This window comes from Microbacterium sp. NPDC091676, assembly GCF_044756645.1.
In the GTDB taxonomy this organism is placed as follows: Bacteria; Actinomycetota; Actinomycetes; order Actinomycetales; family Microbacteriaceae; genus Microbacterium; species Microbacterium paraoxydans_D.
Window position 1 is genome coordinate 1,897,434 of record NZ_JBIVTI010000001.1, and the last position, 23,366, is coordinate 1,920,799.

General features: G+C 71.5%; 26 protein-coding genes. 11 read left to right on the forward strand and 15 right to left on the reverse strand.

Translation table 11 applies throughout. The features are described from left to right. Positions 1–46 precede the first annotated feature (46 nt). The gene (locus ACIQID_RS09255; RefSeq protein ID WP_136051070.1) at positions 47–1,564 is read right to left on the reverse strand and encodes an SDR family oxidoreductase; all 1,518 of its coding nucleotides are present in this window, start codon (positions 1,562–1,564) and stop codon (positions 47–49) included. 107 nt (positions 1,565–1,671) lie between these two features. Here ACIQID_RS09255 and ACIQID_RS09260 point away from each other — a divergent pair, with 107 nt between their 5' ends. From ACIQID_RS09260 to ACIQID_RS09290, 7 genes are all read left to right on the forward strand, one after another. Continuing rightward, complete coding sequence (locus ACIQID_RS09260) at positions 1,672–1,872, forward strand: hypothetical protein (protein WP_400284096.1); 201 nt, start codon at positions 1,672–1,674, stop codon at positions 1,870–1,872. Positions 1,873–1,965: 93 nt separating this feature from the next. Beyond that, entirely contained in the window at positions 1,966–3,036 is a 1,071-nt protein-coding gene (locus ACIQID_RS09265; RefSeq protein ID WP_400284099.1) for a M4 family metallopeptidase, read from the forward strand. Further along, positions 3,011–3,322, forward strand: a complete 312-nt coding sequence (locus ACIQID_RS09270) for a protealysin inhibitor emfourin (protein ID WP_025104048.1) — start codon at positions 3,011–3,013, stop codon at positions 3,320–3,322. The genes ACIQID_RS09265 and ACIQID_RS09270 overlap by 26 nt, the downstream gene beginning before the upstream one ends. A gap of 103 nt (positions 3,323–3,425) precedes the next feature. After that, positions 3,426–3,647, forward strand: coding sequence for a hypothetical protein (locus ACIQID_RS09275; RefSeq protein ID WP_025104049.1), 222 nt, complete (start codon positions 3,426–3,428; stop codon positions 3,645–3,647). Between the two features lie 103 nt (positions 3,648–3,750). Further along, complete coding sequence (locus ACIQID_RS09280) at positions 3,751–4,509, forward strand: ribonuclease H (RefSeq protein WP_400284103.1); 759 nt, start codon at positions 3,751–3,753, stop codon at positions 4,507–4,509. 28 nt (positions 4,510–4,537) lie between these two features. Then, positions 4,538–4,924 carry a hypothetical protein gene (locus tag ACIQID_RS09285; RefSeq protein ID WP_400284105.1) on the forward strand — a complete coding sequence of 129 codons (387 nt, stop codon included), beginning with the start codon at positions 4,538–4,540 and terminating at the stop codon, positions 4,922–4,924. A gap of 139 nt (positions 4,925–5,063) precedes the next feature. Beyond that, entirely contained in the window at positions 5,064–5,762 is a 699-nt protein-coding gene (locus ACIQID_RS09290) for a Pr6Pr family membrane protein (protein WP_331201689.1), read from the forward strand. On the opposite strand, the gene ACIQID_RS09295 is transcribed toward ACIQID_RS09290, so the two are convergent. From ACIQID_RS09295 to ACIQID_RS09310, 4 genes are all read right to left on the reverse strand, one after another. After that, positions 5,753–7,105 carry an FAD-dependent oxidoreductase gene (locus tag ACIQID_RS09295; RefSeq protein ID WP_400284109.1) on the reverse strand — a complete coding sequence of 451 codons (1,353 nt, stop codon included), beginning with the start codon at positions 7,103–7,105 and terminating at the stop codon, positions 5,753–5,755. The genes ACIQID_RS09290 and ACIQID_RS09295 overlap by 10 nt on opposite strands. Before the next feature lie 95 nt (positions 7,106–7,200). Next, positions 7,201–8,178 (reverse strand): SRPBCC domain-containing protein, encoded by a 978-nt coding sequence (locus tag ACIQID_RS09300; protein WP_400284112.1) that lies wholly within the window; start codon positions 8,176–8,178, stop codon positions 7,201–7,203. 1 nt (position 8,179) lies between these two features. Further along, positions 8,180–8,587, reverse strand: coding sequence for a metalloregulator ArsR/SmtB family transcription factor (locus ACIQID_RS09305; protein WP_025104055.1), 408 nt, complete (start codon positions 8,585–8,587; stop codon positions 8,180–8,182). Between the two features lie 53 nt (positions 8,588–8,640). Beyond that, positions 8,641–9,531, reverse strand: a complete 891-nt coding sequence (locus ACIQID_RS09310) for a GrpB family protein (RefSeq protein ID WP_400284116.1) — start codon at positions 9,529–9,531, stop codon at positions 8,641–8,643. Between the two features lie 237 nt (positions 9,532–9,768). On the opposite strand from ACIQID_RS09310, the gene ACIQID_RS09315 reads away from it, so the two are divergent. Then, on the forward strand, positions 9,769–10,521 hold the full coding sequence (locus ACIQID_RS09315) for an SDR family NAD(P)-dependent oxidoreductase (RefSeq protein WP_062633228.1): 753 nt from the start codon (positions 9,769–9,771) through the stop codon (positions 10,519–10,521). Between the two features lie 168 nt (positions 10,522–10,689). Here the strand turns inward: ACIQID_RS09315 and ACIQID_RS09320 are convergent, their stop codons facing one another. Beyond that, positions 10,690–11,013, reverse strand: a complete 324-nt coding sequence (locus ACIQID_RS09320) for a hypothetical protein (protein ID WP_312674092.1) — start codon at positions 11,011–11,013, stop codon at positions 10,690–10,692. A 69-nt stretch (positions 11,014–11,082) separates the two neighbouring features. Further along, entirely contained in the window at positions 11,083–11,529 is a 447-nt protein-coding gene (locus tag ACIQID_RS09325; RefSeq protein ID WP_400284121.1) for a MarR family winged helix-turn-helix transcriptional regulator, read from the reverse strand. 129 nt (positions 11,530–11,658) lie between these two features. On the opposite strand from ACIQID_RS09325, the gene ACIQID_RS09330 reads away from it, so the two are divergent. Then, positions 11,659–11,895, forward strand: a complete 237-nt coding sequence (locus tag ACIQID_RS09330; protein WP_312674095.1) for a hypothetical protein — start codon at positions 11,659–11,661, stop codon at positions 11,893–11,895. Further along, complete coding sequence (locus ACIQID_RS09335) at positions 11,892–12,437, forward strand: MarR family winged helix-turn-helix transcriptional regulator (RefSeq protein ID WP_292790458.1); 546 nt, start codon at positions 11,892–11,894, stop codon at positions 12,435–12,437. The genes ACIQID_RS09330 and ACIQID_RS09335 overlap by 4 nt, the downstream gene beginning before the upstream one ends. On the opposite strand, the gene ACIQID_RS09340 is transcribed toward ACIQID_RS09335, so the two are convergent. Continuing rightward, on the reverse strand, positions 12,434–13,657 hold the full coding sequence (locus ACIQID_RS09340; protein WP_400285729.1) for an MFS transporter: 1,224 nt from the start codon (positions 13,655–13,657) through the stop codon (positions 12,434–12,436). The genes ACIQID_RS09335 and ACIQID_RS09340 overlap by 4 nt on opposite strands. Positions 13,658–13,776: 119 nt before the next feature. Between ACIQID_RS09340 and ACIQID_RS09345 the strand changes: the two genes are divergently transcribed. After that, positions 13,777–15,360, forward strand: a complete 1,584-nt coding sequence (locus ACIQID_RS09345) for an SDR family oxidoreductase (RefSeq protein ID WP_400284127.1) — start codon at positions 13,777–13,779, stop codon at positions 15,358–15,360. Between the two features lie 18 nt (positions 15,361–15,378). Here the strand turns inward: ACIQID_RS09345 and ACIQID_RS09350 are convergent, their stop codons facing one another. From ACIQID_RS09350 to ACIQID_RS09380, 7 genes are all read right to left on the reverse strand, one after another. Further along, positions 15,379–17,340, reverse strand: coding sequence for a BCCT family transporter (locus ACIQID_RS09350; RefSeq protein WP_400284130.1), 1,962 nt, complete (start codon positions 17,338–17,340; stop codon positions 15,379–15,381). Positions 17,341–17,476: 136 nt separating this feature from the next. Then, on the reverse strand, positions 17,477–19,210 hold the full coding sequence (locus ACIQID_RS09355; protein WP_400284133.1) for an ABC1 kinase family protein: 1,734 nt from the start codon (positions 19,208–19,210) through the stop codon (positions 17,477–17,479). Between the two features lie 45 nt (positions 19,211–19,255). Beyond that, positions 19,256–19,879 (reverse strand): PadR family transcriptional regulator, encoded by a 624-nt coding sequence (locus tag ACIQID_RS09360; protein ID WP_312674101.1) that lies wholly within the window; start codon positions 19,877–19,879, stop codon positions 19,256–19,258. Positions 19,880–19,950: 71 nt separating this feature from the next. Next, positions 19,951–20,862 carry an ROK family protein gene (locus ACIQID_RS09365; RefSeq protein ID WP_400284136.1) on the reverse strand — a complete coding sequence of 304 codons (912 nt, stop codon included), beginning with the start codon at positions 20,860–20,862 and terminating at the stop codon, positions 19,951–19,953. Further along, the gene (locus ACIQID_RS09370; protein ID WP_400284139.1) at positions 20,859–21,542 is read right to left on the reverse strand and encodes an N-acetylmannosamine-6-phosphate 2-epimerase; all 684 of its coding nucleotides are present in this window, start codon (positions 21,540–21,542) and stop codon (positions 20,859–20,861) included. Before ACIQID_RS09370 ends, ACIQID_RS09365 begins: the two co-directional genes overlap by 4 nt. Next, positions 21,539–22,405: a carbohydrate ABC transporter permease gene (locus ACIQID_RS09375; RefSeq protein ID WP_400284142.1), complete on the reverse strand. Its 867-nt coding sequence runs from the start codon at positions 22,403–22,405 to the stop codon at positions 21,539–21,541. Before ACIQID_RS09375 ends, ACIQID_RS09370 begins: the two co-directional genes overlap by 4 nt. Next, a complete protein-coding gene (locus ACIQID_RS09380; RefSeq protein ID WP_083391638.1) occupies positions 22,392–23,360 on the reverse strand; it encodes a carbohydrate ABC transporter permease in 969 nt (322 codons plus the stop codon). Before ACIQID_RS09380 ends, ACIQID_RS09375 begins: the two co-directional genes overlap by 14 nt. Positions 23,361–23,366: the final 6 nt, after the last annotated feature.

The window sequence follows — 23,366 nt, forward strand, 5'->3', positions numbered from 1 at the left end:
CCGTTTCCGGCTCCGGATGGAACCATTCAGGCGATTCGAACGGGCGTCACCAGGGGCTGGGCTCGTAGTCCTTGAGGAAGACGCCGTGGATGTCCTCGCCGGCCTCGCCGCGCACGATGGGGTCGTACACCCGGGCGGCGCCGTCGACCAGGTCGAGCGGGGCGTGGAAGCCTTCCTCCGCGAGCCGCACCTTCGTGTAGTGCGGGCGCTCGTCGGTGATCCAGCCGGTGTCGACGGCGGTCATGAGGATGCCGTCCTTCTCCAGCATCTCCCCCGCGCTCGTGCGGGTCAGCATGTTCAGCGCGGCCTTCGCCATGTTCGTGTGCGGGTGGCCGGGGCCCTTGTAGCGCCGGGAGAACTGACCCTCCATGGCGGAGACGTTCACGACGTACTTGCGGCGCGACGGCGACGCGGCCATCGATGCCCGCAGCCTGCTGATGAGCAGGAACGGTGCGGTGGTGTTGGCGAGCTGCACCTCGAGCATCTCGAGCGGATCGACCTGATCCACGGACTGCACCCAGCTGTTGACCCGGTTCACGTCCGGCACGAGACCGCCCGCGTCGATCGCCGTGCCGTCCGCGTGCTTCTCGAGCGAGGAGGATCCGGGGGCCATCGCGAGCCTGGCGAGGTCTTCGGCGGTGAGCGCCTGTCCCCCCTGCTCCGCGACCGTGCCGCCGAGGGCCGCGACCGAGAGCAGCGGGTGCGCGTCGACCGAGGCCTGCAGCGCCTGCGGATGCGGGTCGACGGTGTGCCCGAAGGTCTCCATCTCCGGCAGCGGACCGTCCGGCAGCGGCTGCAGCTCCGCGTCGGCGAGCAGCGAGTACGCCCCGGGCGAGCGGCGGACCGTCTGCGCGGCGTTGTTGATGAGGATGTCGAGCGGGCCCTGCGCGGCGACCGAGTCGGCGAGCCCGATCACCTGGGCGGGGTCGCGGAGGTCGATGCCGACCACGCGCAGCCGGTGGAGCCAGTCGCCCGCGTCCGGCAGGGCCGAGAACCGCCGCACGGCGTCACGCGGGAACCGGGTGGTGATCGTGGTGTGCGCACCGTCGCGGAGGAGGCGCAGCGCGATGTGCATGCCGATCTTCGCGCGGCCGCCCGTGAGCAGGGCGCGCTTGCCGGTGAGGTCGGTGCGGGCGGTGCGCTTGCCGTGGCTGAAGCGGGCGCAATCCGGGCAGAGCTGGTGGTAGAACGCGTCGACGAGCGTGTACGGCTGCTTGCAGATGTAGCAGTTGCGGGGCTTGAGGAGCTCGCCGGCGATGGGCGCGTCCACCACGCTCGTGGCGAGGTCGTTGCCACGGGTCTCGTCGTCGATGCGGTCGGGGGCACCGGTGGCGGTGCGGGCGACGACGGCCTTGTCCGCCTCGGCGATCGCATCCCGGATCTCCTTGCGCCGCACGCGCTTGACCGCCTTGAACATGGCCGCGGTCGCGTGGCGCACGGCCACGAAGTCGGGGTGCTCGTTGTCGATCGTGTGCAGCTCGGCGAGGACGCGCAGCGTCGTGGCGAGGTCGTCGGGGTCGATGCCGGGGCCCAGGTCGGGGGTGGCGTCGGGCGCGTCGGTCATTAGGCCGATTTTACGCGACCGTCCTGGGGGTCTCCTGCCGTGTGGGGTGCCGGGCGCCTCGCGGCTACGCTGGGTCCGGACGGAGGGATGCGATGAGGAGGCCCGGCATGCTGAGGATCGCTGGTTTCGTGTGCCTCGCTCTCGCCGTCGTCGGGACGGTCGCATCCTTCTCGGTCGTCCGGGCGGGCGGCGCCGACGGCGCCGTGTACCTCAGTGTGAACATCCTGCTGGCGTTGCTGGGAATCGTGCTGCTCCTCATCGGGGCACGTCGCCGACCCGGCGCCTCCCGTGGCGGATCCGCCGACTAGTACGCGCTCGGCCCCACCGACATCGCTCCCGCCCTCATCGCAGAACGGCGGCGGGTCTCCTGCCGTGTCCGATCCCCGGCGTAGGGTCGACGCATGAGCAGCGCAGAATCCTTCCCGCATCCCGGCGTCGTCCCCTCCTACCTGCTCGCGCGCCTGGCGGAGTCGGGTCGATTCCCGAAGGCCGCCGCCGCCGCCCGACAGACGCTCACCGCGGGCCGCCCGCCGTTCCGCGCCCGCATCGACCTCTCGATCGACGAGAACGGCGACCTCGTCGCGCAGCTCTCGGATGCGCCGAACCGCACGATCAGCGACGCCGGCAACACGCAGCAGCTGCCGGGGGCCGTGGTCCGCACGGAAGACGACGAGCCCGTCGCCGACACCGCGGTCAACGAGGCTTTCGACGGCCTGGGCGCGACGTTCGAGATGCTGCTCTCCGCGTTCGGCCGCAACTCGCTCGACGACGCCGGCGCTCCTCTCGACGCGACCGTCCACTACGGCGTCGACTACGACAACGCCTTCTGGGACGGCGAGCGCATGGTGTTCGGCGACGGCGACGGCGAGGTGTTCCAGCACTTCACCGGCTCGCTCACCGTGATCGGGCATGAGCTCGCCCACGGCGTCGTGCAGCACACGGCGAACCTGGAGTATCAGGGCCAGCCGGGCGCACTGAACGAGTCCGTGGCCGACGTGTTCGGCGCCCTCACCGAGCAGTACGCCCTGGGGCAGTCCGCCGACCAGGCGAGTTGGCTCATCGGGGCGGAGATCTTCACGGATGCGGTAGAGGGGTCAGCTCTCCGCTCCATGATCGCGCCGGGCACGGCCTACGACGACGATGAACTCGGGAAAGACCCGCAGCCCGACCACATGAGCGGATTCGTGCGCACCACCGAGGACAACGGGGGCGTGCACATCAACTCCGGCATCCCGAACCGCGCCTTCGCCCTCTTCGCCCTCGACCTCGGCGGCAACGCCTGGGAGCGCGCCGGAACGGTCTGGTACCGGGCACTCACCGGCGGACTGTCGAGCACCGCGAACTTCACCGAGTTCGCCGACGCCACGGTCGCCGCGGCAGCCACGGTCGATCAGGAGACGGTCGCCGCCGCTCGACGCGCGTGGACGACCGTGGGAGTCTATGAGGATGACCGAGGACCCGACGCCGCCTGACGCCCCCGTCGTCATCGCCGTCGTGCGCTCGGGAGGTCTCGCCGGCATCCGTCGCCAGTGGCGTGTGGAGGCGGAGCCGCCGGACGCCGAGGAATGGATCGGCCTCATCGACAGCTGCCCCTGGGACGACGACGTCGACACGGAGCCCGGGGCCGACCGGTTCGTGTGGAGCATCCGCGCCCGCACCCCGTCCGAGCGCCGGGAGCGGGAGCTGCCCGACTCCGCCGTGGACGGTCCGTGGCGCACCCTCGTCGACGCCGTGCGGGAGGCCGCGCGCTCGGAGTGAGCCGCGGTCGCAGAGTCGCACTCCCGTCGCAGGATGCCGCCCGATCCCTGCGACCTCGGTGGGAAACCGCGACCCCACGCCAGCCCGGGGTGACAATGGAGAGATGGGACTCTTCCAGCAGCGACCGGAGGAAGAAGAGAAGCAGTGGGGACTCCCCTCTGAACCTCTCGAGACTTCGGCCGCAGACACGCTCGACGCCGCGCCGGCGCTCGACCCGCTGACCCTCGGCCTCGACACCCCGTCCTCGGTGAGCTCCATCGTGTTCCCCGTCGCCCCACCCGCCCCCGAGGCCGCGAGCACCGAGAACGCCGACCCCGAGGACTGACACCCTCGCCGCGTCGCTGTTTCGCACTCCCGTCGCAGGTTCCGGGAAACTCCGTGCGACCGCGGCGCGAAGGGGCGTCCGCCGCCAGCGATACGGTGGACGGATGACCATCACCGCCGCCGCAGACGGCTCCGCCCTGGGCAACCCCGGCCCGAACGGCTGGGCCTGGTACATCGACGACGCGAACTGGGCGGCCGGCGGCTCCCCGCACGGCACGAACAACCAGGGCGAGCTCCGCGCCGTCCTCGAACTGCTCCGCGCGACGGCCGGCACCGACGAGAAGCTGCTGATCGAGTGCGACAGCCGCTACGTGATCGACTCCGTGACGAAGTGGATGCCGGGCTGGAAGCGCCGCGGGTGGCGGAAGTCCGACGGCGGGCCCGTGCTGAACCGCGACCTCCTCGAGGGGATCGACGAGGCCATGCGCGGTCGCGACGTCGAGTTCTCCTGGGTCAAGGGCCACGCCGGGCACCCCCTGAACGAAGCCGCCGACGAGCGCGCGAACGCCGCCGCCAAGGCCTATCAGCAGAAGCAGGAGCCGCGTCGAGGCCCCGGGTTCACCCGCGCGACCGACGCCGGAGCCGCCGTCGCCGCCTCCGCCCCGGTCGCCGCTGCCGCTGCCGACGCCCCGGCATCCTCCTCGACGGCAGCCCCGACCCGCACCTCGACACCCGTCGCCGAGGCGGAGTTCGCCGCGCCGCTGTGGGCCGAGACCTCCGACCTCCTCGACGGACTCGACCTCGCGCAGGACGACCCCATCGTGCTCCAGCTCCCGCTGTCGCCCGACGAGCACGCGCGTCTCCGGGACCGCGCCGAGGCCCAGGGCATCACCCTGGAAGAAGCGCTCCGCCGCCTGATCTGACGGAGACGGCGAGGCGTACACTCGCACCATGTCGACTCCCCGCACCATCGGCCGGATCTTCCTCGGCGCCGCGCTCGTGTTCGCCGGCGTCTCCCACCTCACGTTCGCCCGCGGGGAGTTCCAAGCGCAGGTTCCGGAATCACTGCCGCTCGATCCGGACGCCACGGTGCTCGCGTCCGGCGTCGCGGAGGTCGCGCTCGGCTCCGCTCTGCTCTTCGCCCGTCGCCGCCGTCGCACGGTCGGCACCGTCGCCGCGCTCTTCTTCGCCGCGGTCTTCCCGGGCAACGTGGCGCAGTGGATGCATCATCGCGACGGCTTCGGCCTCGACACCGACATGAAGCGCTTCGTGCGTCTGTTCTTCCAGCCGGTGCTGATCGCGCTGGCCCTGTGGTCGACGCGCGCCCCGCGCCGCTGACCCCCTCCGCCACAGCAGGCCTTCGCGCGAGAACAGGCCCCCACGCCCACCCTCGCCCGAACCCGCGCGACGGCCTGATGCGGCGTCACCCCGGGTCGGCTCCGTAGACTCGGCGGATGGCGGAAAGGACGAGGCGACGGTGAGCAGGCGCACCGTCTTCGGCCTGCTCCGACTCACCGCCGCCGCCGTCTGCCTCATCGCGCTGATCCACCGCCTCGCGTGGGGACTCGCGTCGAACACCATCGCGAGCCAGAACTTCTTCGCGTACCTGACGAACCAGTCGAACATCGCCTTCGTCGTCCTCCTTACCATCGCCGGGGTCCTCGCGCTGCGTCGGGCCCGCGACCCGCGGTGGCTCACGGTGGCGCTCGCCCTCGTGCTCACCTGGACGATCACGGCGGGACTCGTGTTCGCGATCCTCGTCTGGCAGGCCGGAGTCCGGGGGATCCGCATCGACGTGCCGTGGTCGGATCAGGTGCTGCACTTCTGGTTGCCCGCGGTGACGGTCGCCGCCTGGGCCCTGGCTCCCGGACACCGGGCGGTGCCGTGGCGCGTGATCCCGGTGACCCTCGCCTACCCGGTGCTGTGGGGCGTCGCGACGCTCATCCGCGGGCCGCTGATCGGCTGGTACCCGTACTACTTCCTCGACCCGCGGCAGGTGAGCGGTCCCGTCGAGTTCACCGTCTCCTGCGCGATCGCGCTGGCCGCCTTCGCCACTGTGGCGACCGCGCTCGTGCTCATCAGCCGCCTGCCGGACCCGTGGGATCGCGCACCCACCGAGCCTCCGCCCGAGGACCGCGTGTCGGACGAGGCCGCACGCGAGACGGTTCAGGCGTAGAGCGCCAGCGACGCGAGCGCCGCCTCGACGGCCTCCGCGTCCCCGAGCTCCGCGAAGTCCCGCGCCGCCGCACCGCCCACGATCCCGACGAGCACGTTCTCGCCGGTCGACGGGCGGAGGTTGATCCACGTGGGGATCGCGATGTCGTCGCCGACCGCGTGCCAGATCGCCTCGTCACCGTCCCAGAACGGCTCGTCCCATCGCAGCCACACCGCCTCGATGGCGCCCATGCCGAGCGCGGAGACGGCGCCGCGGTTGTCGAACGGCAGCGGCGGATCGAACTCGATGGCCTGCTCCTGCAGCACCCCGAGCGGCACCGTCAGCAGCACCCGGTCGAAGGAGAGGGCCTCCCCGGTGCCGAGGCGCACACTCACCCCGGTGTCGTCCCACGCGAGGCGCGTGACCGGCGAGCTGAGCCCCACCTCCACCCCGTCGAGGGTGCTCTCGATGAACGGGGTCAGGTCGTCGCCGACCCCCTGCAGTGCCGCGTCGGGGAGCGGCGGGGCGAACCAGCTCGACAGGTCGGCGGCGTCCGCGCCGGTCCGTGCGGCGAGGAGTGCGAGGAGCGCGGCGGTCGCGGGATCCTCCGGGTCGATGCCGGCTGCCACCAGGGCGTCCGCCACCGAGGAGTCCTGCGGGGCGGACTGCGCCGTGGTCACGGCGGCTTCCACCGGCTGCGGGTCCACGGGGTCGACATCGCCCTCGGCCGAGCGCCACCGCGCCCCGTCGAGGTCGACGAGGTCCATGTCCCCCTCGTCGATCGTCTCGAGAAGCTCCGCGTCGGCGTCGCCGAACAGCCACGCGCCGAGCTGCACCGGAACCGGCCAGTCGTCCTCCGCGCGGGAGAGGATCCGGCCGCCGACGCGGTCGCGCGCTTCGAAGACCGTCACCTGCAGGCCGTCCTCCGCGAGCTGCGCGGCCGCGGTCGCCCCGGCGATCCCGGCGCCGATCACGGCCACCCGCTCGCCGTCCTCGGCGGCGACGATGAGCTCCCGCGCGGCACGGCGGCCCGAGCGCAGGGCTCCCCGGACGGTACCCGGGGCCTCATCGTCGGTCGCCTCGCCCGCGAAGAAGAGCCGGTCGTCGACGGGCTGCGCGAGCGCCGCACGGGTCGCGGCGAGCACCCCCACGGGAGTGAAGCTCGCGGCGCCCCGGGCGAAGGGGTCGGTGGTCCAGGTGCTGCGGACGCTCCCGCTCGGGGCAGGGACGCCGGGCGGCGGCTCCGGTTCGCGCGTGCGGGTGGGGGTCGGCGTCGGTTCCGGCTCCGGGGTGCAGGAGGCGAGAAGCACCGAGACGGCACCGGCTCCGGCGCCGAGGAGCAGGGTACGGCGCGTGATCCTCATCGTGCCGCCACTTTATCCCGCTTTCGCACAGGCAGAAGCGCCGGAACAGGCGGCTCTCCATGAGAACCGCCTGTTCCGCCGCGAGTGCCTGGGTGTCAGACGGACAGCAGCTCCCGCTCCAGTCGCGCGAACGAGGCCTCCATGCCGTCGGCCATGCCGGTGGCGAGGATCATGTCCCGCGTCTCCTTGTCGGGGTACTCGATGAGCACCGTGACGAGGGTCGCGCCGTCCTCCTCGTAGAGGTTGAGGTCGTTGAGCGTCTCGGTCGGCATGCCCTGCATCCGCTCGGTGGTGACGGCGCGCTTCGGGGCGTCGATCAGCAGCGCCTCCCCCTCGAACCCGAACGGCTCGCCCTCGGTGTCGCCCACGGGCGCCCAGGAGTTCCGGTACGACTGGCCGACCTCGGTCGCCGACACGCACTCGGTCATCTCCCACCCGTCCGGGCCGAGCATCCACTGCCGGATGAGCTCGGGCTCGAAGTGGGCGCGCCACACCAGCTCGCGCGGACCCTCGACCAGGCGGGTGATGCGCACCTGCGTGTCGTCCAGCAGCTCCACCCGGGTGCCCTTGCCCTGGGCGTAGTCGCGGAGGTCCTGCAGCACGGCGTCGAGCTGGGCCATGGCCATCCGGGTGCCCTCGACGGCGCCCATCGCGACGACCTGCTCGAGCGCCTCGGCAGACGTGAAGTGGCTCGTGTTGACCATGCGCGTGCCCTCGGCCGTCGGCTCGAACGTGAACGTCATGCGCATGGAGGGGAGGTCGGCGTCCGGCGTGCCCTCCTCGTCGGCGAACGAGTCGAGCACCGTGAAGCTGCGCGGCGCGTCGATCTCCAGGAACTCCCAGGTGCCGGACGCCTTCTCCCCGCGGGGGCCGTTCATCGTGTACACGGCTCGGCCGCCGACGGTGTGGTCCCACTGGGTGAAGGTGGCCGGCCAGCCGGGAGGACCCCAGAACCGCTCGAGCTGCTGCGGGTCGGTGTAGGCGGCCCAGACGCGCTCGACGGGCGCGGCGAGGTCGGCGACGACGGTCATGGTGAGGTTCTCGGCATCCGTGATGATGTCCGTGACAGGCATGTCAGTCTCCTTGCGATTCGTTGCGTTGACTGCTGGTGGGGTCGGTGGAGGCCGGTCGCTTCCCCGCGGGCGGGGACGGCTCGGCCAGGAGATCGTCGAGCCGGGCGATGCGCGACCGCCACAGCTCTTCGTATCGGGCGAGGAGCGCCCTGGCGCGGGCGATCATCTCGGGGTTCGCGCGGACGAGCCGCTCGCGTCCCTCGGCGCGCTTGACGATGAGGTTCGCCGCCTCGAGCACGGCCACGTGCTTCTGGACCGCGGCGAACGACATCTCGTACTCGGAGGCGAGGGTCGAGACGGACTGCTCCCGCTCGATCGTCCGGCGCAGGATGTCCCGCCGGGTCGACGTCGCCAGTGCGTGGAACACACGGTCGACCTCCGCTTCGCTCAACTCCGTTTGTGCAACCATTTGGTTGTACGTTAGACCCGGGTCGGGAGCGTGTCAAGAGTGCTCCGCGGCACTCACGCCCCACGGCCGCCCGGCACCCACGCGGTCGCTCGCGCCCAGGCCTCCATCTCCCCCTGCGCCCGGTCGAACCAGTGGTCCTTCGCCCGCGCGTAGTCGTCGAAGTCGCGGTCGTCCCGGTGCGCGGAGGCCAGAGCGGTCTTGAGCGCCGCATACTCGTCGCGCGCCTCCGGGTCCGCCCGCAGCCAGTCCCGGAACAGGAGGGCGTACCGCGCGTTCGACGCCCCGACGCGTCGCACATGCACGATCGCCCGCGGCGCGGAGTCCACACCCGCGAACAGGCGTTTCGACCACTCGTCCGGGTCGCCGCCCGTCCGGGCGTTGTCCCGGGAGACGCCCGGCGCGTCGGGCACGATGCGCTGCACGTTCACGAAGCCGGCGTCCCCGAGGCGCTCCTCCGCGGCATCCGCGTCCGCGAGGTCGTGCACCCCCACCTGAAGGTCGATGATCGGTTTGGCGCGCAGCCCGGGCACGGCCGTCGAGCCGATGTGATCGACGCGCACCGGGACGCCGTCGAACGCCGTGGCGACGCGGGCGCCGAGGCGAGCGGCATCCGCCGCCCAGCGCGGCGACCACGGCTCGAGGATCGGCGGCGTGTCCGGAGGAAGTCGTCGAGCCCTCCGCCGCCCCTCGACCTCCGCCGCTCGGGCGAGGAAGCGGGACAGGCCGTCCTCGTCGCCCTCCGCGAGAACCGCGTCGCACCACACGACGGCGGAGACTTCGCCGATGCCGAGCACGAGATGAGCCGTCGCGGAGGCGTGCGCCACGGCGGCCGCGTCGACGGGCCCGAGTCCGGTCACGACCGCGTCCGGCCGCGCCGCACGCAGGCGGCGCACGACCGCGCCATGACCCTCCCCGACGACGACCAGGGCGAGGGGTGAGAACACGTCAGCCCCCGGAGAGCCTTCGGAATCATCTGCGAGCGGGTGCACTGGTCGCCTCCTCGGGATTCGTCCCGCCGGAATCGGTACTCCCGCGGCAGACGGTTCCCACAGCGTAGCCAGGCGGCCGAGCATTTCCATTCACTTGAATCCACACCGGTATTCCGGGCGTAGGCTGGAGGGAAGGACGGACCGTCCGAGAAGATCTCCCGGCACCGCGCCCGCCCGGGAAGGAGCCCGAAAGTGGCTCAGTACGACGTCTCGAACCGCTCGGCGATCGTGACAGGAGCGGGCAGCGGCATCGGCCGCGCGGTCGCCCTGCTGCTGGCGCAGAACGGCGCGGCGGTGGTGGTGAACGACCTGAACGCGGAGCACGCGAACGCGGTCGTCGAGGAGATCCGCGCCGCCGGCGGCACCGCGGAGGCGTCGGTCGGCGACGCGACGGACCCGGCCTGGATCGCCTCGTCGGTCGAGCTCGCCAACTCGCTCGCCCCGCTCCGCATCGGCGTCAACAACGCCGGCATCGGCGGCGCCACCGCGCCCACCGCGGACTACGAGGAAGACGCGTGGGACAAGGTGATCGCCATCAACCTCAACGCCGTGTTCCGCAACATGAAGGCGCAGATCCCGTCGATCCTCGCCAACGGCGGTGGCTCGGTCGTGAACATCGCCTCGATCCTCGGCAGCGTCGGCTTCGCAGGCTCCCCCGCCTACGTCACCGCCAAGCACGGCGTCGTCGGCATGACGAAGACCGCCGCCCTCGAGTACTCGGCGCAGGGCGTCCGCGTGAACTCGGTCGGCCCCGGCTTCATCGACACCCCGCTCCTGGCGAACATGGGCGACGAGGCGAAGGACTTCCTCGTGTCGAAGCACCCGATCGGGCGCCTCGGCCAGGCCGAGGAGGTCGCGAACCTCGTGGTGTTCCTCGCGAGCGACGCCGCGAGCTTCATCACCGGCAGCTACCACCTGGTCGACGGCGGCTACACCGCCCTCTGACGAAGAAACGGCATCCGGCTGCCGGGAACCCGAATCCCGGCGGCCGGATGCCGCGGTCGGCGATCGAGAGCCCCCGCTCCGTTCTCGCCGTAGCCGTCACCGTCCGGGAATCCGAGAGCCCTGGAAGAGGATCCCGAGGCGGTGAGGCAGGTCTGCACCCCTCCGTTATCAGGCGGACAGCGCGTGCAGTTCGCGCGTCGCCGCGAGCGAGAGCTCGGGGTCGGTGAGGTCGAGTCCGCCGGTCGAACCCGCGGCCTGCATGAGACGGGCCAGCAGCGGTCGCTGCAGGGTGACCGACGTCTCGACGACGAAGCGGATCGGGATGGACGCGTGGATCCACAGCGTCTCCGTGCGGTCGGCGCCCGTCTGCACGGTGAGAGCGAACGGCTCGTTGCGACGCAGCTTGGTGACGGTGGCGGCGCGAAGGTGGGCGAGCAGCTCGTCGTCGATCTCGATCGGGTCGGCGAGATTCGCGTAGGTGAGGGTTCCCATGATCTTCTCCTCGTGGCAGAAAAGCTGGACGAGGATAGTTTACTAGTTTAACTAGTTAAATCAAATCGATCAGGGGAGATCGCCGAGCTCGTCGGTCAGCCGACGCAGGAAGCGGGAGATCACGGCCGCCTCCTCCGGCGTGAACTCGCCTTCGACGGCGGCCACGCGCTGCGCCAGTTCGTCGCCCTGTCCGTGCAGATCCCGCAGGGACGGGCGGAGGACCTTGGACCGGGCATCGAGGGGGTGCGGCGCGACGACGATCTGACCCCGCTCCGACATCCGCCGCACGACGCTCGTGACGGCAGCCGTGCTGATGCCGAGGTAGGTGGCGAGGTCGCGGGGAGTGACGGGCTTCTCGACGGGAGCGGTGCTGATGAAGTGCATCGCCGCACGGTCGGTATCGTTGGGTTCGCGCCGAGCCGCGAGACGGCGGTTCAACTGCGCGTCGGCGCGACGGAAGTCGTCGACATCGCGCGCGAGCGCTGAGGTCGAGACGTCGATGCTGATGTTTCCCATGCAGAGATCCTCCTTCCCCGCTCTCCATGGTACCTCGACAGCCTGACAGTAAGGCTGACTAGCGATATTCGCGGGAGACCAGGGACTTCCGGAGGTGCGATGATGGAACCCTGCCCCCGAAAGGATGCCATGCCCGAGCCACTGAGTCTCGAGGAGGCGTCGTACATCCGCTACGCCGATCTGCTCGCACGCCTGGAGGATCTGTTCCCCTCCGTCTCGCGGCGCCGGATCGAGCAGATCATCGGCGCCGAGACCGATGCGATCACCGGCGGGCTCCTCCGCATCGTCCCGGCCGAGGTCGAGACCGGCGCGATGGAGATGCTCGAGCGGGAGGCCGGTTCCAGCGACGAAGGAGAGGTCGCGTGACCGACAGCACCGGCGAGTTCCACGCCTCCGGGTACTGGTACCCCGACAGCGAGCGCGCCACCACGGTCGACGTGCTCAACATGCTGCGGCGGTACCGCAGCGCCGAGACGGCGATGCGCGCCCGCACGCGCGCGTCCATGGGGATGAACGAGACCGACCTCGTCGCCCTCCGGTTCCTGCTGCGCGAGCAGAAGGCCGGGCGCATCGTGCGGCCGATCGATCTGGCGCGCATGCTCGACATCTCCACCGCGTCGACGACGACGCTCATCGACCGGCTGGAGAAGGGCGGGCACGCGCGCCGCGAGCCCCACCCCACCGACCGCCGCGCCGGGATCGTCGTGCCCACCGTGAGCAGCGACGACGAGGTGCGCGCGACACTCGGCGCGATGCACCGCCGGATGCTCTCCCTCGTGGACGACCTCTCCGATGAGGAGCGCGTGGTCGTCATGCGGTTCCTCGTCGGGATGACCGCCGCGATCCAGGAGGCCGCCGAGGCGGATGCCGTGCACGGCGGCGCCGACCTCGTGGACGAGCCGGCCTAGTCCGACGCGTTCCGCGGGCGCCGGGCGTCCAGGAAGCCCGCGAGCAGCACGGCCACGAGCGCCGCGACCGGTGCCACCACGAGCCCCACGCGCAGGCTCTGCGTCTCCGCCAGCCACCCGACGAACGGCGGCGACAGCAGGAACCCGAGCCGCAGCAGCCAGGACACCACGGTGAGCCCGACACCGGGCCGCAGTCCCGGGAGCTCGTCGGCGGCGTGCATCGCGGCGGGGATGAGGGTGGCGATGCCGAAGCCCACGGCCGCGAACCCGAGGATCGTGCCGGGCACGCTCGGGAACAGCAGCGCGAGCGTCATCCCGACGGCGGCGATGAGGCCGCCGACCCGCGCCACCGCGCGCTGCCCGAAGCGGTCGGTCATCGGATCGCCGAGCAGACGGCCGACGAACTGCGCGCCGACGAGGGCGATGAACCCGAGCGGCGCGACGGCCGCCGCGGCCCCGAGGGCGTCGCCGAGGTAGAGAGTGGCCCACGAGTTGCCCGCGTCTTCGGCGATGGCCCCGGCCATCGCGATGAGGGTCAGGGCGATCACGGCCACCACCGTCCGCGCCGGGACGCCGCGGCGGACAGCGCCGGAGATCTCCGCCGGTTCCGCCACGGCGTCCTCCTCCGTCTCGTCGTCGCGACCGGGCAGGCAGAAGCGGAGGGCGACGAGGGCGACCGTCGCGAACACCGCGGTCGAGATCCCCAGGTGGACGGCGAGCGGGAGCTGCAGCGCGATCGCGCCCGCCGCCATCACTCCGCCGAGCACCGCGCCGATGGACCAGATGGCGTGGAAGGAGTTGATGATGGAGCGCCCGTACCGCCGCTGCACGCGCAGGCCGTGGGCGTTCTGCGCGACATCGGTGATGGCATCGGAGGCGCCGCCGACGAAGAGCGCGATCGCGAAGAGGACGCCGGTCGGGGACAGTGCCGCCGACAGCAGGCCGAGGCTCGTGAGCACGGTGCCGATGACCGCGATGCGCGCCGACCCGAAGCGGCGGATCAGCGTGGCCGCCAGGAGTCCGGCCGCGATCGCGCCGGCGGGGAAGGCGGCGAGCGCGAGACCGTAGCCGAGGTTGTCCAGGCCGAGGGCGGCCTTGATCTCGGGGTAGCGCGGCAGGATGTTCGCGAACAGCGCGCCGTTCGTGAGGAAAAGCGCCGACACGGCGAGGCGCGCGCGACGGGTGGCACGGTCCGCCGGCGCTCGTCGAATCGATTCGATGGAGGTCACGGATACGACCGTACCCTGTCGCCGGGGGTGCTCGCGAGCGTGTCGTGACGGCGCGATGCCGCGGGCGCAAGCCCGTTCCCCGTGTCGGCCCCGGGATCTACGCTCGGAGCATGAGCGAGCTCACCCAGCCCACCGGTCGCGAAGACGCCCTGCGGGCGGTCCCCCGCGACGACGGCTCCGCACCCCGCGCTCTCGTGCTCGGCGCCACCGGGTACATCGGCGGCCGCCTGACCCCGCGCCTGCTGAACGCCGGCTACCGGGTCCGGGTGCTCGCCCGCGACGCCGTCCGCGCCGCCTCCTTCGGCTGGGGCGAGGAGTGCGAGATCTTCGAAGGCTCCGCCGACGACGAGCACGCCGTGGCCTCCGCGATGGACGACGTCGACGTCGTGTACTACCTCATCCACTCCATGTCCGCCGGGAAGGGGTTCGAGGAGAGCGACGAGCGCGCGGCGACCACCGTCGCCACGGCGGCCGCCCGGGCCGGGGTGCGCCGGATCGTGTACCTCGGCGGCCTGCACCCGGACGACGTGAGGCTCTCCCCGCACCTCCGCTCCCGGGTCCACGTCGGCGAGATCTTCCTGGAGTCCGGGGTGCCCACCCTCGTCCTGCAGGCGGGCGTGGTGATCGGCTCCGGCTCGGCGTCCTTCGAGATGATCCGGCACCTCACCGACGTGCTGCCGTACATGCCGGCGCCGAAGTGGGTGCGCAACCGCATCCAGCCCATCGCCGTGCGGGACGTGCTGCACTACCTGCTCGGGGCGGCACGGGTCGACGATCAGGTGAATCGCGCGGTCGACATCGGCGGACCGGATGTGCTGCGGTACGGGCAGATGATGAACGGGTACGCGGTGGAGGCCGGACTGCGGCAGCGCGCCATCGCGGCCCTTCCGGTGCTGACCCCGGAGCTCGCCTCGCACTGGGTGAACCTCGTCACGCCGGTGCCGCGTTCCATCGCCCGGCCCCTCGTCGCCTCGCTGCAGAACGAGTGCATCATGAAGGACCACGCCGTCGACGCGCTCATCCCGCGCCCCGAGGGCGGGCTCACGCCGTATCGCCGGTCCGTGGCGCTGGCCCTCGGCCGGGTGGACGCGGACGCCGTGGAGACGAGCTGGCAGGACGCCGAGGTGACCGGAGCCCCGAGCGACCCGCTGCCGAGCGATCCGGACTGGGCCGGACGCACCGTCTTCACGGACAAGCGCTCCGTCGCGACCCGCGCATCCGTCGCGGAGCTGTGGCGCGTCATCCTCGGGATCGGCGGGGAGAACGGGTGGTACTCGTCGCCGCTGCTCTGGGCGGTCCGGGGACTCATGGACCGCGTGGTCGGCGGCGTGGGGCTCCGCCGCGGACGCCGCAGCCGCACCGCCGCCCGAGTCGGGGATGCGATCGACTTCTGGCGCGTCGAGGCGGTCGAGCAGACCGAGGAGGGTCATCTGCTGCGGCTCCGCGCCGAGATGAAGGTGCCGGGCGAGGCCTGGCTCGAACTGCGCGCGGTGCCCGACGGCGACGGCGCCCGCTACGAGCAGCGTGCCGTGTTCTTCCCCCGCGGGCTCCTCGGCCGGCTGTACTGGCTCGCCGTGCTGCCCTTCCACGGACTCATCTTCTCCGGCATGGCCGCGCGGATCACTGCGGCTGCCGAGACAGACGCTCACGCCGGTTCAGGCGTTCTCCGTGAGGGAGTGCCTGACCCGGCGTGAGCGCCTGAGCTCTCGCGTTCAGTCCTTGTCGGCAGGGGCGTCCATCGCGGCATCGACGGCGGCGTCCACCTCGGCCGGCGGGATGATGTCGATCGCCTCGGTCGCGGCCTCGTACACCTCGGCGAGCGTGTCGTCGACGGTGTCCTCGTCGATCCAGGCGAGGTCGTCCTCCGAGTGGTCGTACTCGACGGGCACGAGGGCGAAGTCGTCGCCGTACTCCTCGAGCCCGGCCATGACGCTGTGGCGGACGGCGGCGCGGGCGTACCGGTCGCGCAGGATCAGCGGATCCCGCCGCAGGTCCTTCATGAACGCGATCATCATGAACGTCATGATGATCGCGAACGGCAGCGCCGCGATGATCGTGGCGTTCTGCAGCGACTGCAGCCCGCTGCCCTCCGACCCGCTGACGAGCAGCACCGCGGCGATCACGCCGACGAGCACGCCCCAGACCACCGCGACCCAGCGCGACGGCTCCGGGCGGCCCTGCTGGGAGAGCGTGCCCATGACGAGCGAGGCGGAGTCCGCGCCCGTGATGAAGAAGATCGCGATGAGGAGGATGAGCACGATGCTGGTGATGAGCGGGAACGGCAGGTTCTCCAGCACCCCGAACAGCACCTCCTCCGGCGGGTCGACGGTGAGCCCTGCGCCGTCCATCTGCTGCTGGATCGCCGTGGTGCCGAAGATCGCGAACCACACGAGCGAGATGGCGGACGGCACCACGATGACGACCGACACGAACTGACGAAGCGAGCGTCCGCGGGAGATCTTCGCGATGAACATGCCGACGAACGGCGACCAGGAGATCCACCACGCCCAGTAGAAGATCGTCCAGCTCGACAGGAAGGCCTGCGCGGTCTCGCCCTGCGACGCGGAGCGGCCGATCATGGTCGGCAGATCGCCGATGAACTGCACGGCGACCGACGGGATCACGTTGAGGATCAGCAGTGTCGGACCGACGAAGAACACGAAGAAGGCGAGCAGGATCGCGACCACGGCGTTGATGTTCGACAGTGCGCGGATGCCCTTGGAGACACCGGACACGGCGGAGGCGATGAAGCACGCCGTGAGCACCGCGATCACCGCGATGAGGATGCCGTTGCCGAGGGGTCCGATACCGCTCACGAGCTCGACGCCGTGGCCGATCTGCAGCGCCCCGAGACCGAGGGAGGCCGCCGTGCCGAACAGCGTCACGATGATGGAGAAGATGTCGATCGTGCGGCCGACCGGACCCGTGGTGCGGTTCTCGCCGAGCAGCGGGGCGAAGATCGACGAGATGAGCGGGGTGCGGCCGCGGCGGTAGGCGCCATACGCGATGGCTCCACCGACGAGCGCATAGAACGCCCAGGCCTGGGGACCCCAGTGGTACAGCACCTGGGCCTGCGCCGTATGCATGGCCTCGAGGGTGTTCGCCTCGACGGTGCCCGGCGGCGGGTTCTCGAAGAACGTCAGCGGCTCGGCGGCGCCCCAGAACACCAGGCCGATGCCCATGCCCGCCGCGAAGAGCATCGAGATCCACGAGAACATCGAGAACTCGGGCTCCTCGTCGTCGCGGCCGAGGGGGATCCGCCCGTATTTGCTGAACCCGACGAACAGCATGAACACGAGGATGATCGTGGCGATGGTCGTGAAGAAGAAGCCGAAGTACTCCACGACCCAGGCGAGGACCGTGCTCGTGGTGCCGGCGAGGTTGTCCCCCGCGAACACGCCCCACGCGATGAAGGCGAGGGCGAACGCGGCGGCGACACCGAAGACGAGCGGGTCGGTGCGGTAGGTGCGCCCCGTCTCCTCGACCGAGACGCCGGGCACGAGCGCCGGGTGCACGCTGCGCGGCGGGACCGTCGTGATGTCGCGGACGATCTTGCGCGCCGTCTCGGAGGCCTTCGCGGCTTGGCGGTGCGCCCCGGTCGCGACGGCGTCGGTGCGCGGACGGGTCGGGGATCCTGCGGAGCGTTCGGTGGGCTTCTCGTCAGGCGTGTCCATGAGAGACCATCTTTCCACCTGCGCGGCCTCAGGCGGACGCGGCAGATCAGGCGCTCCCGCGCGGGAGCGCCTGATTCCGCGCGATCGCCTGCTCTGGCGGGGGTGGTGGGACGGGGTCTGGGCGGGGCCTGGCGGGTCAGCGGGGGCGGCGGCGGCCCAGGAAGAGGGCGCCGAGGAGCGGGATCGCCGACACCCACAGCAGGGTGATGCCCAGCGGCGGGAGCGGACCGACGAGCAGCGCCCCGCCGATGAGCATCGCGGCGAACAGCACGCCGGAGGCGATCCGCCGCGCGATGCCCTCCAGCCGGTCGAGGCGGCGCTCCAGACGCGAGGTGTCGAAGGAGACGTTGCCGTCGTCGACGCGGGTGATGATGTCGTCGATGCGCTTCGGGAGCCGCCAGGTCGTGGCCGCGTTCGCCATCGCCTGCTCCGCCATGTCCTGCATGAGGGTGCCGGACTCGTCGCGGAGCAGCCGCGCGGCATACGGCTCGGCCGCGTCCCACACGTTGAACGCCGGATCGAGGCCGCTGCACATGCCGGAGGTGAGCGACACGGCGCGGATGAGGAGCAGCATGTCCTCGGGGAGCTGCAGCGGGAGCCGGCGCACCATGTCGCCGAACTCCTCGGCGAAGTCGGTGAACTCCCGCGGGTCCACCCGGCTCAGCTCCGCGAACCCCATCCCGCCGAAGCGCGCGAAGAGGGCGGTCAGCGCCCGCTCCAGCTCGCCCGTGTCGGCCGTGGGGAGCAGCACGCCGATCTCCTTGGCGGCGCGGACGAGGCCGCGACTGTCCCGCGCTGTCACCGCGATGAGGAGGGTCCGCAGTCCCTGCCGGAGGTTGTCGGAGACCTCGGCCATCATGCCGAAGTCGATGAACGTCAGCCGGAAGCCCCCCTGGGTCCCTGAGCCCCCTTGGGTCCCTGAGCCCCCCTGGGTCCCTGAGCCCGTCGAAGGGACGGGCGTGACGAAGATGTTGCCGGGGTGCGGGTCGGCGTGCACGAACCGGTGCGTGAAGACCTGGTCGAACATGACCTCGGCGAAGGCGTCGGCGACCGCGGAGGGGTCGATGCCTGCCGCCCGGAGCGCCGCGGTGTCGTTGATCTTGATCGCCGTCACGTCGGACAGCGTGAGGACCCGACGGGTCGTGCGCTCCCAGACGATCTCGGGGGCGGCGACGCGCGGGTCGTCGGCGAAGTTCTCGCGGAACCGCTCGGCGCTGCGGGCCTCGTGGAGGTAGTCGATCTCCTCGAGGCTCGTGACGGCGAACTCCTCCACGAGGGCGGGGGCGTCCACGCGGTCGGCCACGATCCGGACCCGGGTCAGCCACCGCGCGACCCGGCGGAGGGCGGCGAGGTCGACGGCGACGATCTCGTCGATGCCCGGGCGCTGCACCTTGACCACGACCTCGTCGAGCCCGGTGTCCTCCGCGTCGAGCGCCGAGAGGCGGGCACGGTGCACCTGCCCGAGGGACGCGGCCGCGACGGGGGTGTCGTCGAACCAGGTGTACACACGCTCGAGCGGCATGCCCAGCTCCGCCTCCGCGAGCGCCCGGATCTGCGGGGTGGGCACGGCGGGCACCTCGTCCTGCAGCCCCTCCAGCTCGGCCGTGATCTCGGGCGGGAGCACATCGAGGCGCGAGGACATGAACTGCCCGACCTTGATCATGAGGCCGCCGAGTTCGATCGCGAGCGTGTGGAATCGGCGCGCGAACCGCTGCATGCGACGGGCGCGCGTGCGCTCCGCGACCGAAGACAGCCCGAACCGCGGAAGGACGAGCTCGAACCACCAGATCTTCAGGAACTCACGGCTCGCGAACGACAGGATGCGGCGGTACCGGGCTCGGTGAGGACCCTGTGCCGCCGCTGCCGTCATCGCGTCATCCTTCCGCCGTTCCGCACCGGACGCCGCACGACGCGGTCAGTCCTGGGCGAGGATCGTGTACAGCCTACGGCGGGCCTCGTCGAGCACCTCGACCGCCTGCTGCACCTGCTCCGGGGAGCCGCTGCGCCCGACCTGCGCGGCCGCGGCGGCGAGGTCGACCCCGGCCTTGGGCAGAGCGCTGTACCGGGCGTCGCGGCTGCGGTCCTTGTCGGAGGACGGCACCCACGGCGGGGTCTCGGTGCTCTCCGCGGCGACGGCCCGGCCCGCCTCGGTGAGGGCGTAGGTCTTGCGGCCGTTCTGCTCCTCGGCCTCGATCAGCCCCTCGTCGGCGAGGAGCTGGAGCGTCGGGTAGACGGAGCCGGCGCTCGGCTTCCAGGTGCCGCCGCTGCGCTCGGCGATCTCGTTGATGATCTGGTAGCCGTGCATCGGTCGCTCGGTGAGGAGCGAGAGGACGGCGGCGCGCACGTCGCCGCGGGCCATGCGGGACCCGCCGGAGGGACGCGACTCGAACGACTTGCGGAGCTGGTCCATCGCCTCGAACAGCGCTCCGGCCGGACCCTGCGAGCCGCCGAAGAGGTTGCCGAGGCCGCCGGCGAAGTCGCCGCCGTTGCTGCCGTTGCCGCTGCCGCCGAACGGGGTGGAGGGGAATGCGTTGTTCATGATGACCTCCCAGTCGTGAACGATACTCAACGATATATCGTTGACGCTGAATGCGGGGTGGGAATCCGGACTCAGACCGGTGCCAGCACCGCAGCCCCGGTGACGGTCGCATCGACCCCGAGCTCCGCGGATCGCACCCGGGCCGTCGACGGGCCCGGCATCGCCGCCGCGCGGTAGGCGCGGGCGACCCCGGCGAGATACCGCTCCCCGATGGCCGCCACACCGCCGCCGACGGCGACGACCTCCACGTCCAGGAGCGCCTGCGCCCCGGCCAGCGCGCGACCGAGGAACGCCGCCCCCTCCGCGATCACCTCTTCGGCGACCGGCTCCCCGGCACGAGCGGCCGCGTCCACCTCCCGCAGCGTGCGCGCCGTGCCGGTGCGCTCGCGGTACGTCTGCTCCAACGCCGGACCGGAGGCCACGGCCTCGACGTGCCCGACCCCTCCGCAGCCGCATCGACGACCGGCCAGTCCTGGCGGGAGGGCGAGCTCGGTGTGCCCGACCGATCCCGCCGTGCCGGTCACGCCCGCGCGGAGACCGTCCGGGAGGACGACGGCTCCCCCGATGCCGGTGCCGACCGTGACCATCAGCAGACCACGCGCTCCCCGGCCCGCCCCCGCCGTGGCCTCCGCGACCGCCGCCGCGTGCACGTCGTTGACGACGACCACCGGGACATCGAGGGCTCGGGCGAGCGCCGCACGCAGCGGGAAGCCCGCCCAGCCGCTGATCGCATCGGTCGCGGAGGTGATGCCGCCGTCCTGATCGACCACGCCCGCGGTGCCCACGCCGACCGCCGCGAGCTGCTCCCCGCCGCGGATCACATCGATCGCATCGACGACCGCCCGCACGATGGCCTCGCCACCCTCCCGGGCCGGCGTCGGCAGGGTGTGCACGGCGGTGGCGCGACGGCGCGCCCCGCCCGGCTCCGCACGGAACCCGGCGACCGCGATCTTCGTGCCGCCGATGTCGACCCCGACGATCACACCCGCCCCCGGGCGGCCGGCGTCGCTGCGACGAACCGCCGCGTGAGGGCGATCGGATCGGTGATCGCTCCGCCGACGACGACCGCGAAGGCCCCGGCGTCGAAGGCCGCGCGCACCTGCGCAGGGGTCTGGTAGCGCCCCTCGGCGATGGTCGGGATCCCCGCGGCGACGAGCGCGGCCACGAGGTCGAGGTCAGGGTCGTCCTGACGCGGCGAGTGCGGGGTGTAGCCGGACAGGGTCGTGCCGACGACCGCCGCCCCCGCCGCCCAGGCGCGCTCGCCCTCTGCGACCGTCGACACGTCGGCCATCACCGGGCGCCCCGTCGCCGCGGCGATCTCCCCGATGAGCCGGAAGTCCGTGCCGAGCTGCTCCGTCGTGGCGTCCACCGCGATGATGTCGGCCCCGGCCTCCGCCAGCCCCGCGGCGAGCGCGCGTTCCGGGGTGATGACGTTGCGGACGCCGTTCCAGACCTTGTGGAGCCCGATGATCGGCGCATCGGTCACCGGTCGCACCCGACGGATGTCCTCCGGCCCGTTGAGCCGCAGGCCGCTCGCGCCGCCGAGCAGCGCCGACTCGGCGAGCGCGCCGATGACGTGGGTGTCTCTCGCGGGGGCACCAGCGGAGGCCTGGACCGAGGCGACGAGCCGACCGCGGAGGAGGGCGAGGGATTCATGGGTCACTTGAGGGCTCCTGCACTGGCACCGCCGATGAAGAACTTCTGGCCGAGGAGGAAGATCGCCACGGCCGGGAGGGTGAACATCACGCACGCAGCCATGAGGGGCCCCCAGGCCACGTCGTTCTCCCCGAAGAAGGCGTACAGACCGATCGACAGCGTGTACGTCGACTGGTCGTTGAGGTAGATGAGGGGATTGAGGAAGTCGGTCCACGCCCAGACGAACTGGAAGATCGCGGCGGTCACGATGGCCGGGCGCGCCAGCGGGAGCACGATCGTCGCGTAGGTGCGGAACTCGGAGGCACCGTCCAGACGGGCGGCCTCGATGAGCTCGTCCGGCACCGCGAGGAGGAACTGCCGGATCATGAAGATGAAGAACGGCGTGCCCAGGAACGCGGGGACGATGAGCGGGAGGTAGGTGTTCGTCGCCTCCAGCCCGTTCCACACGAGGAACAGCGGGATCAGCGTGACCTGCGGCGGCAGCATCATCGTGGCGAGCACGAGGATCAGGAGCGGTCGGGCGCCGCGCCACTTCACCTTCGCCAGCGCGTAGGCGACGAGGGGGCAGGAGATGACCGTGCCGAGGATGCTCATGCCCGAGACGAAGAGCGTGTTGGCGAGGTAGCGCCACACCGGGATCTGCGCGAACGCCTCGGCGAAGTTGGCCGTCGTCCACTCGGCGGGCAGCAGGGTGGGCGGGGAGGAGAAGACGTCGCCTGGCGTCTTGAACGCGGTCGACAGCATCACCAGCAGCGGGAACAGGAACAGCAGCGCGAGCAGCGTCACCGCGATCTGCTGCCGGACGCGGCGGAGCGTGCGCCGGGTGCGGCGGGGCCGTCGCGCCGGTGCGGAGATGTCAGCGTGCACCATCGTGGACCCACTTCCTCGAGGTCGCGAGCACGATGAGGCTCACGGCGAGCGTGATGATGAACAGCGTCCACGCCATAGCGGAGGCGTAGCCCATCTTCAGGAACACGAACGCGTTCTGGTACAGGTACATCGCGTAGGAGAGCATCGACTGCCCCGGCCCCGAGCCCGCCTGATTGAGGCGCTCCTGCGACAGGATGTAGGGCTGCGTGAAGATCTGCAGGAACCCGATGATGCTCACGATCACCTGGAACAGGGTGACCGGGGAGACCGTGGGCCAGGTGACGTTCGTGAAGCGACGCCACGCCCCCGCGCCGTCGAGCTCGGCCGCCTCGTACAGCTCCTTCGGCACCTCCTGCAGGGCGGCGAGGTAGATGATCATGGTGCCGCCGACGGTCCACAACGACATGAGGATGATGGCGGGCTTCGTCCACTCCGGCTGCTGCAGCCAGGCCGGCCCCTCGATGCCGAACCACGACAGGAAGTGGTTGATGAAGCCGTACTGGGCGTTCAGCAGCCAGCGCCACAGGTAACCGCCGACGACGACCGGCACGATCGACGGGAGATACACGAGCGCGCGGTAGAGCGGCTGGCCCCGCACGGGCGTGTTAAGCAGGTGCGCGCCGGCGAGCGCGATGCCGATCGCGAGCGGCACGCCGAAGACGGTGAGCACGGCCGTGTTGGCGAGCGACTTCCAGAAGACCCCGTCGGCGAACATCTGGGTGTAGTTGTCCAGCCCCACCCACTCCGGCGCCTGGAACAGGTTGAAGTCGGTGAAGCTGTAGTACGCCGACGCCGCGATCGGATAGGCGAACAGGAACAGGAAGCCGACGATGAACGGCGACGCGAAAGCCAGGCCGATCAGCGTGGTCCGGCGGCTGCGGCGCCGCCGGACGGGAGCGCCGGGTCCGGCAGGAGCGTTCTCCTGCCGGACCCGGGGTGCTGTTGCCGTGGTCACGAGGAC

Excerpts from the sequence above, each read along its gene's own strand:
- ACIQID_RS09255 (WP_136051070.1), bottom strand. The coding sequence starts at position 1,564 with ATGACCGACGCGCCCGACGCCACCCCCGACCTGGGCCCCGGCATCGAC.
- ACIQID_RS09260 (WP_400284096.1), top strand. The coding sequence starts at position 1,672 with ATGCTGAGGATCGCTGGTTTCGTGTGCCTCGCTCTCGCCGTCGTCGGG.
- ACIQID_RS09265 (WP_400284099.1), top strand. The coding sequence starts at position 1,966 with ATGAGCAGCGCAGAATCCTTCCCGCATCCCGGCGTCGTCCCCTCCTAC.
- ACIQID_RS09270 (WP_025104048.1), top strand. The coding sequence starts at position 3,011 with ATGACCGAGGACCCGACGCCGCCTGACGCCCCCGTCGTCATCGCCGTC.
- ACIQID_RS09275 (WP_025104049.1), top strand. The coding sequence starts at position 3,426 with ATGGGACTCTTCCAGCAGCGACCGGAGGAAGAAGAGAAGCAGTGGGGA.
- ACIQID_RS09280 (WP_400284103.1), top strand. The coding sequence starts at position 3,751 with ATGACCATCACCGCCGCCGCAGACGGCTCCGCCCTGGGCAACCCCGGC.
- ACIQID_RS09285 (WP_400284105.1), top strand. The coding sequence starts at position 4,538 with ATGTCGACTCCCCGCACCATCGGCCGGATCTTCCTCGGCGCCGCGCTC.
- ACIQID_RS09295 (WP_400284109.1), bottom strand. The coding sequence starts at position 7,105 with ATGAGGATCACGCGCCGTACCCTGCTCCTCGGCGCCGGAGCCGGTGCC.
- ACIQID_RS09300 (WP_400284112.1), bottom strand. The coding sequence starts at position 8,178 with ATGCCTGTCACGGACATCATCACGGATGCCGAGAACCTCACCATGACC.
- ACIQID_RS09305 (WP_025104055.1), bottom strand. The coding sequence starts at position 8,587 with ATGGTTGCACAAACGGAGTTGAGCGAAGCGGAGGTCGACCGTGTGTTC.
- ACIQID_RS09320 (WP_312674092.1), bottom strand. The coding sequence starts at position 11,013 with ATGGGAACCCTCACCTACGCGAATCTCGCCGACCCGATCGAGATCGAC.
- ACIQID_RS09325 (WP_400284121.1), bottom strand. The coding sequence starts at position 11,529 with ATGGGAAACATCAGCATCGACGTCTCGACCTCAGCGCTCGCGCGCGAT.
- ACIQID_RS09330 (WP_312674095.1), top strand. The coding sequence starts at position 11,659 with ATGCCCGAGCCACTGAGTCTCGAGGAGGCGTCGTACATCCGCTACGCC.
- ACIQID_RS09345 (WP_400284127.1), top strand. The coding sequence starts at position 13,777 with ATGAGCGAGCTCACCCAGCCCACCGGTCGCGAAGACGCCCTGCGGGCG.
- ACIQID_RS09350 (WP_400284130.1), bottom strand. The coding sequence starts at position 17,340 with ATGGACACGCCTGACGAGAAGCCCACCGAACGCTCCGCAGGATCCCCG.
- ACIQID_RS09355 (WP_400284133.1), bottom strand. The coding sequence starts at position 19,210 with ATGACGGCAGCGGCGGCACAGGGTCCTCACCGAGCCCGGTACCGCCGC.
- ACIQID_RS09360 (WP_312674101.1), bottom strand. The coding sequence starts at position 19,879 with ATGAACAACGCATTCCCCTCCACCCCGTTCGGCGGCAGCGGCAACGGC.
- ACIQID_RS09375 (WP_400284142.1), bottom strand. The coding sequence starts at position 22,405 with ATGGTGCACGCTGACATCTCCGCACCGGCGCGACGGCCCCGCCGCACC.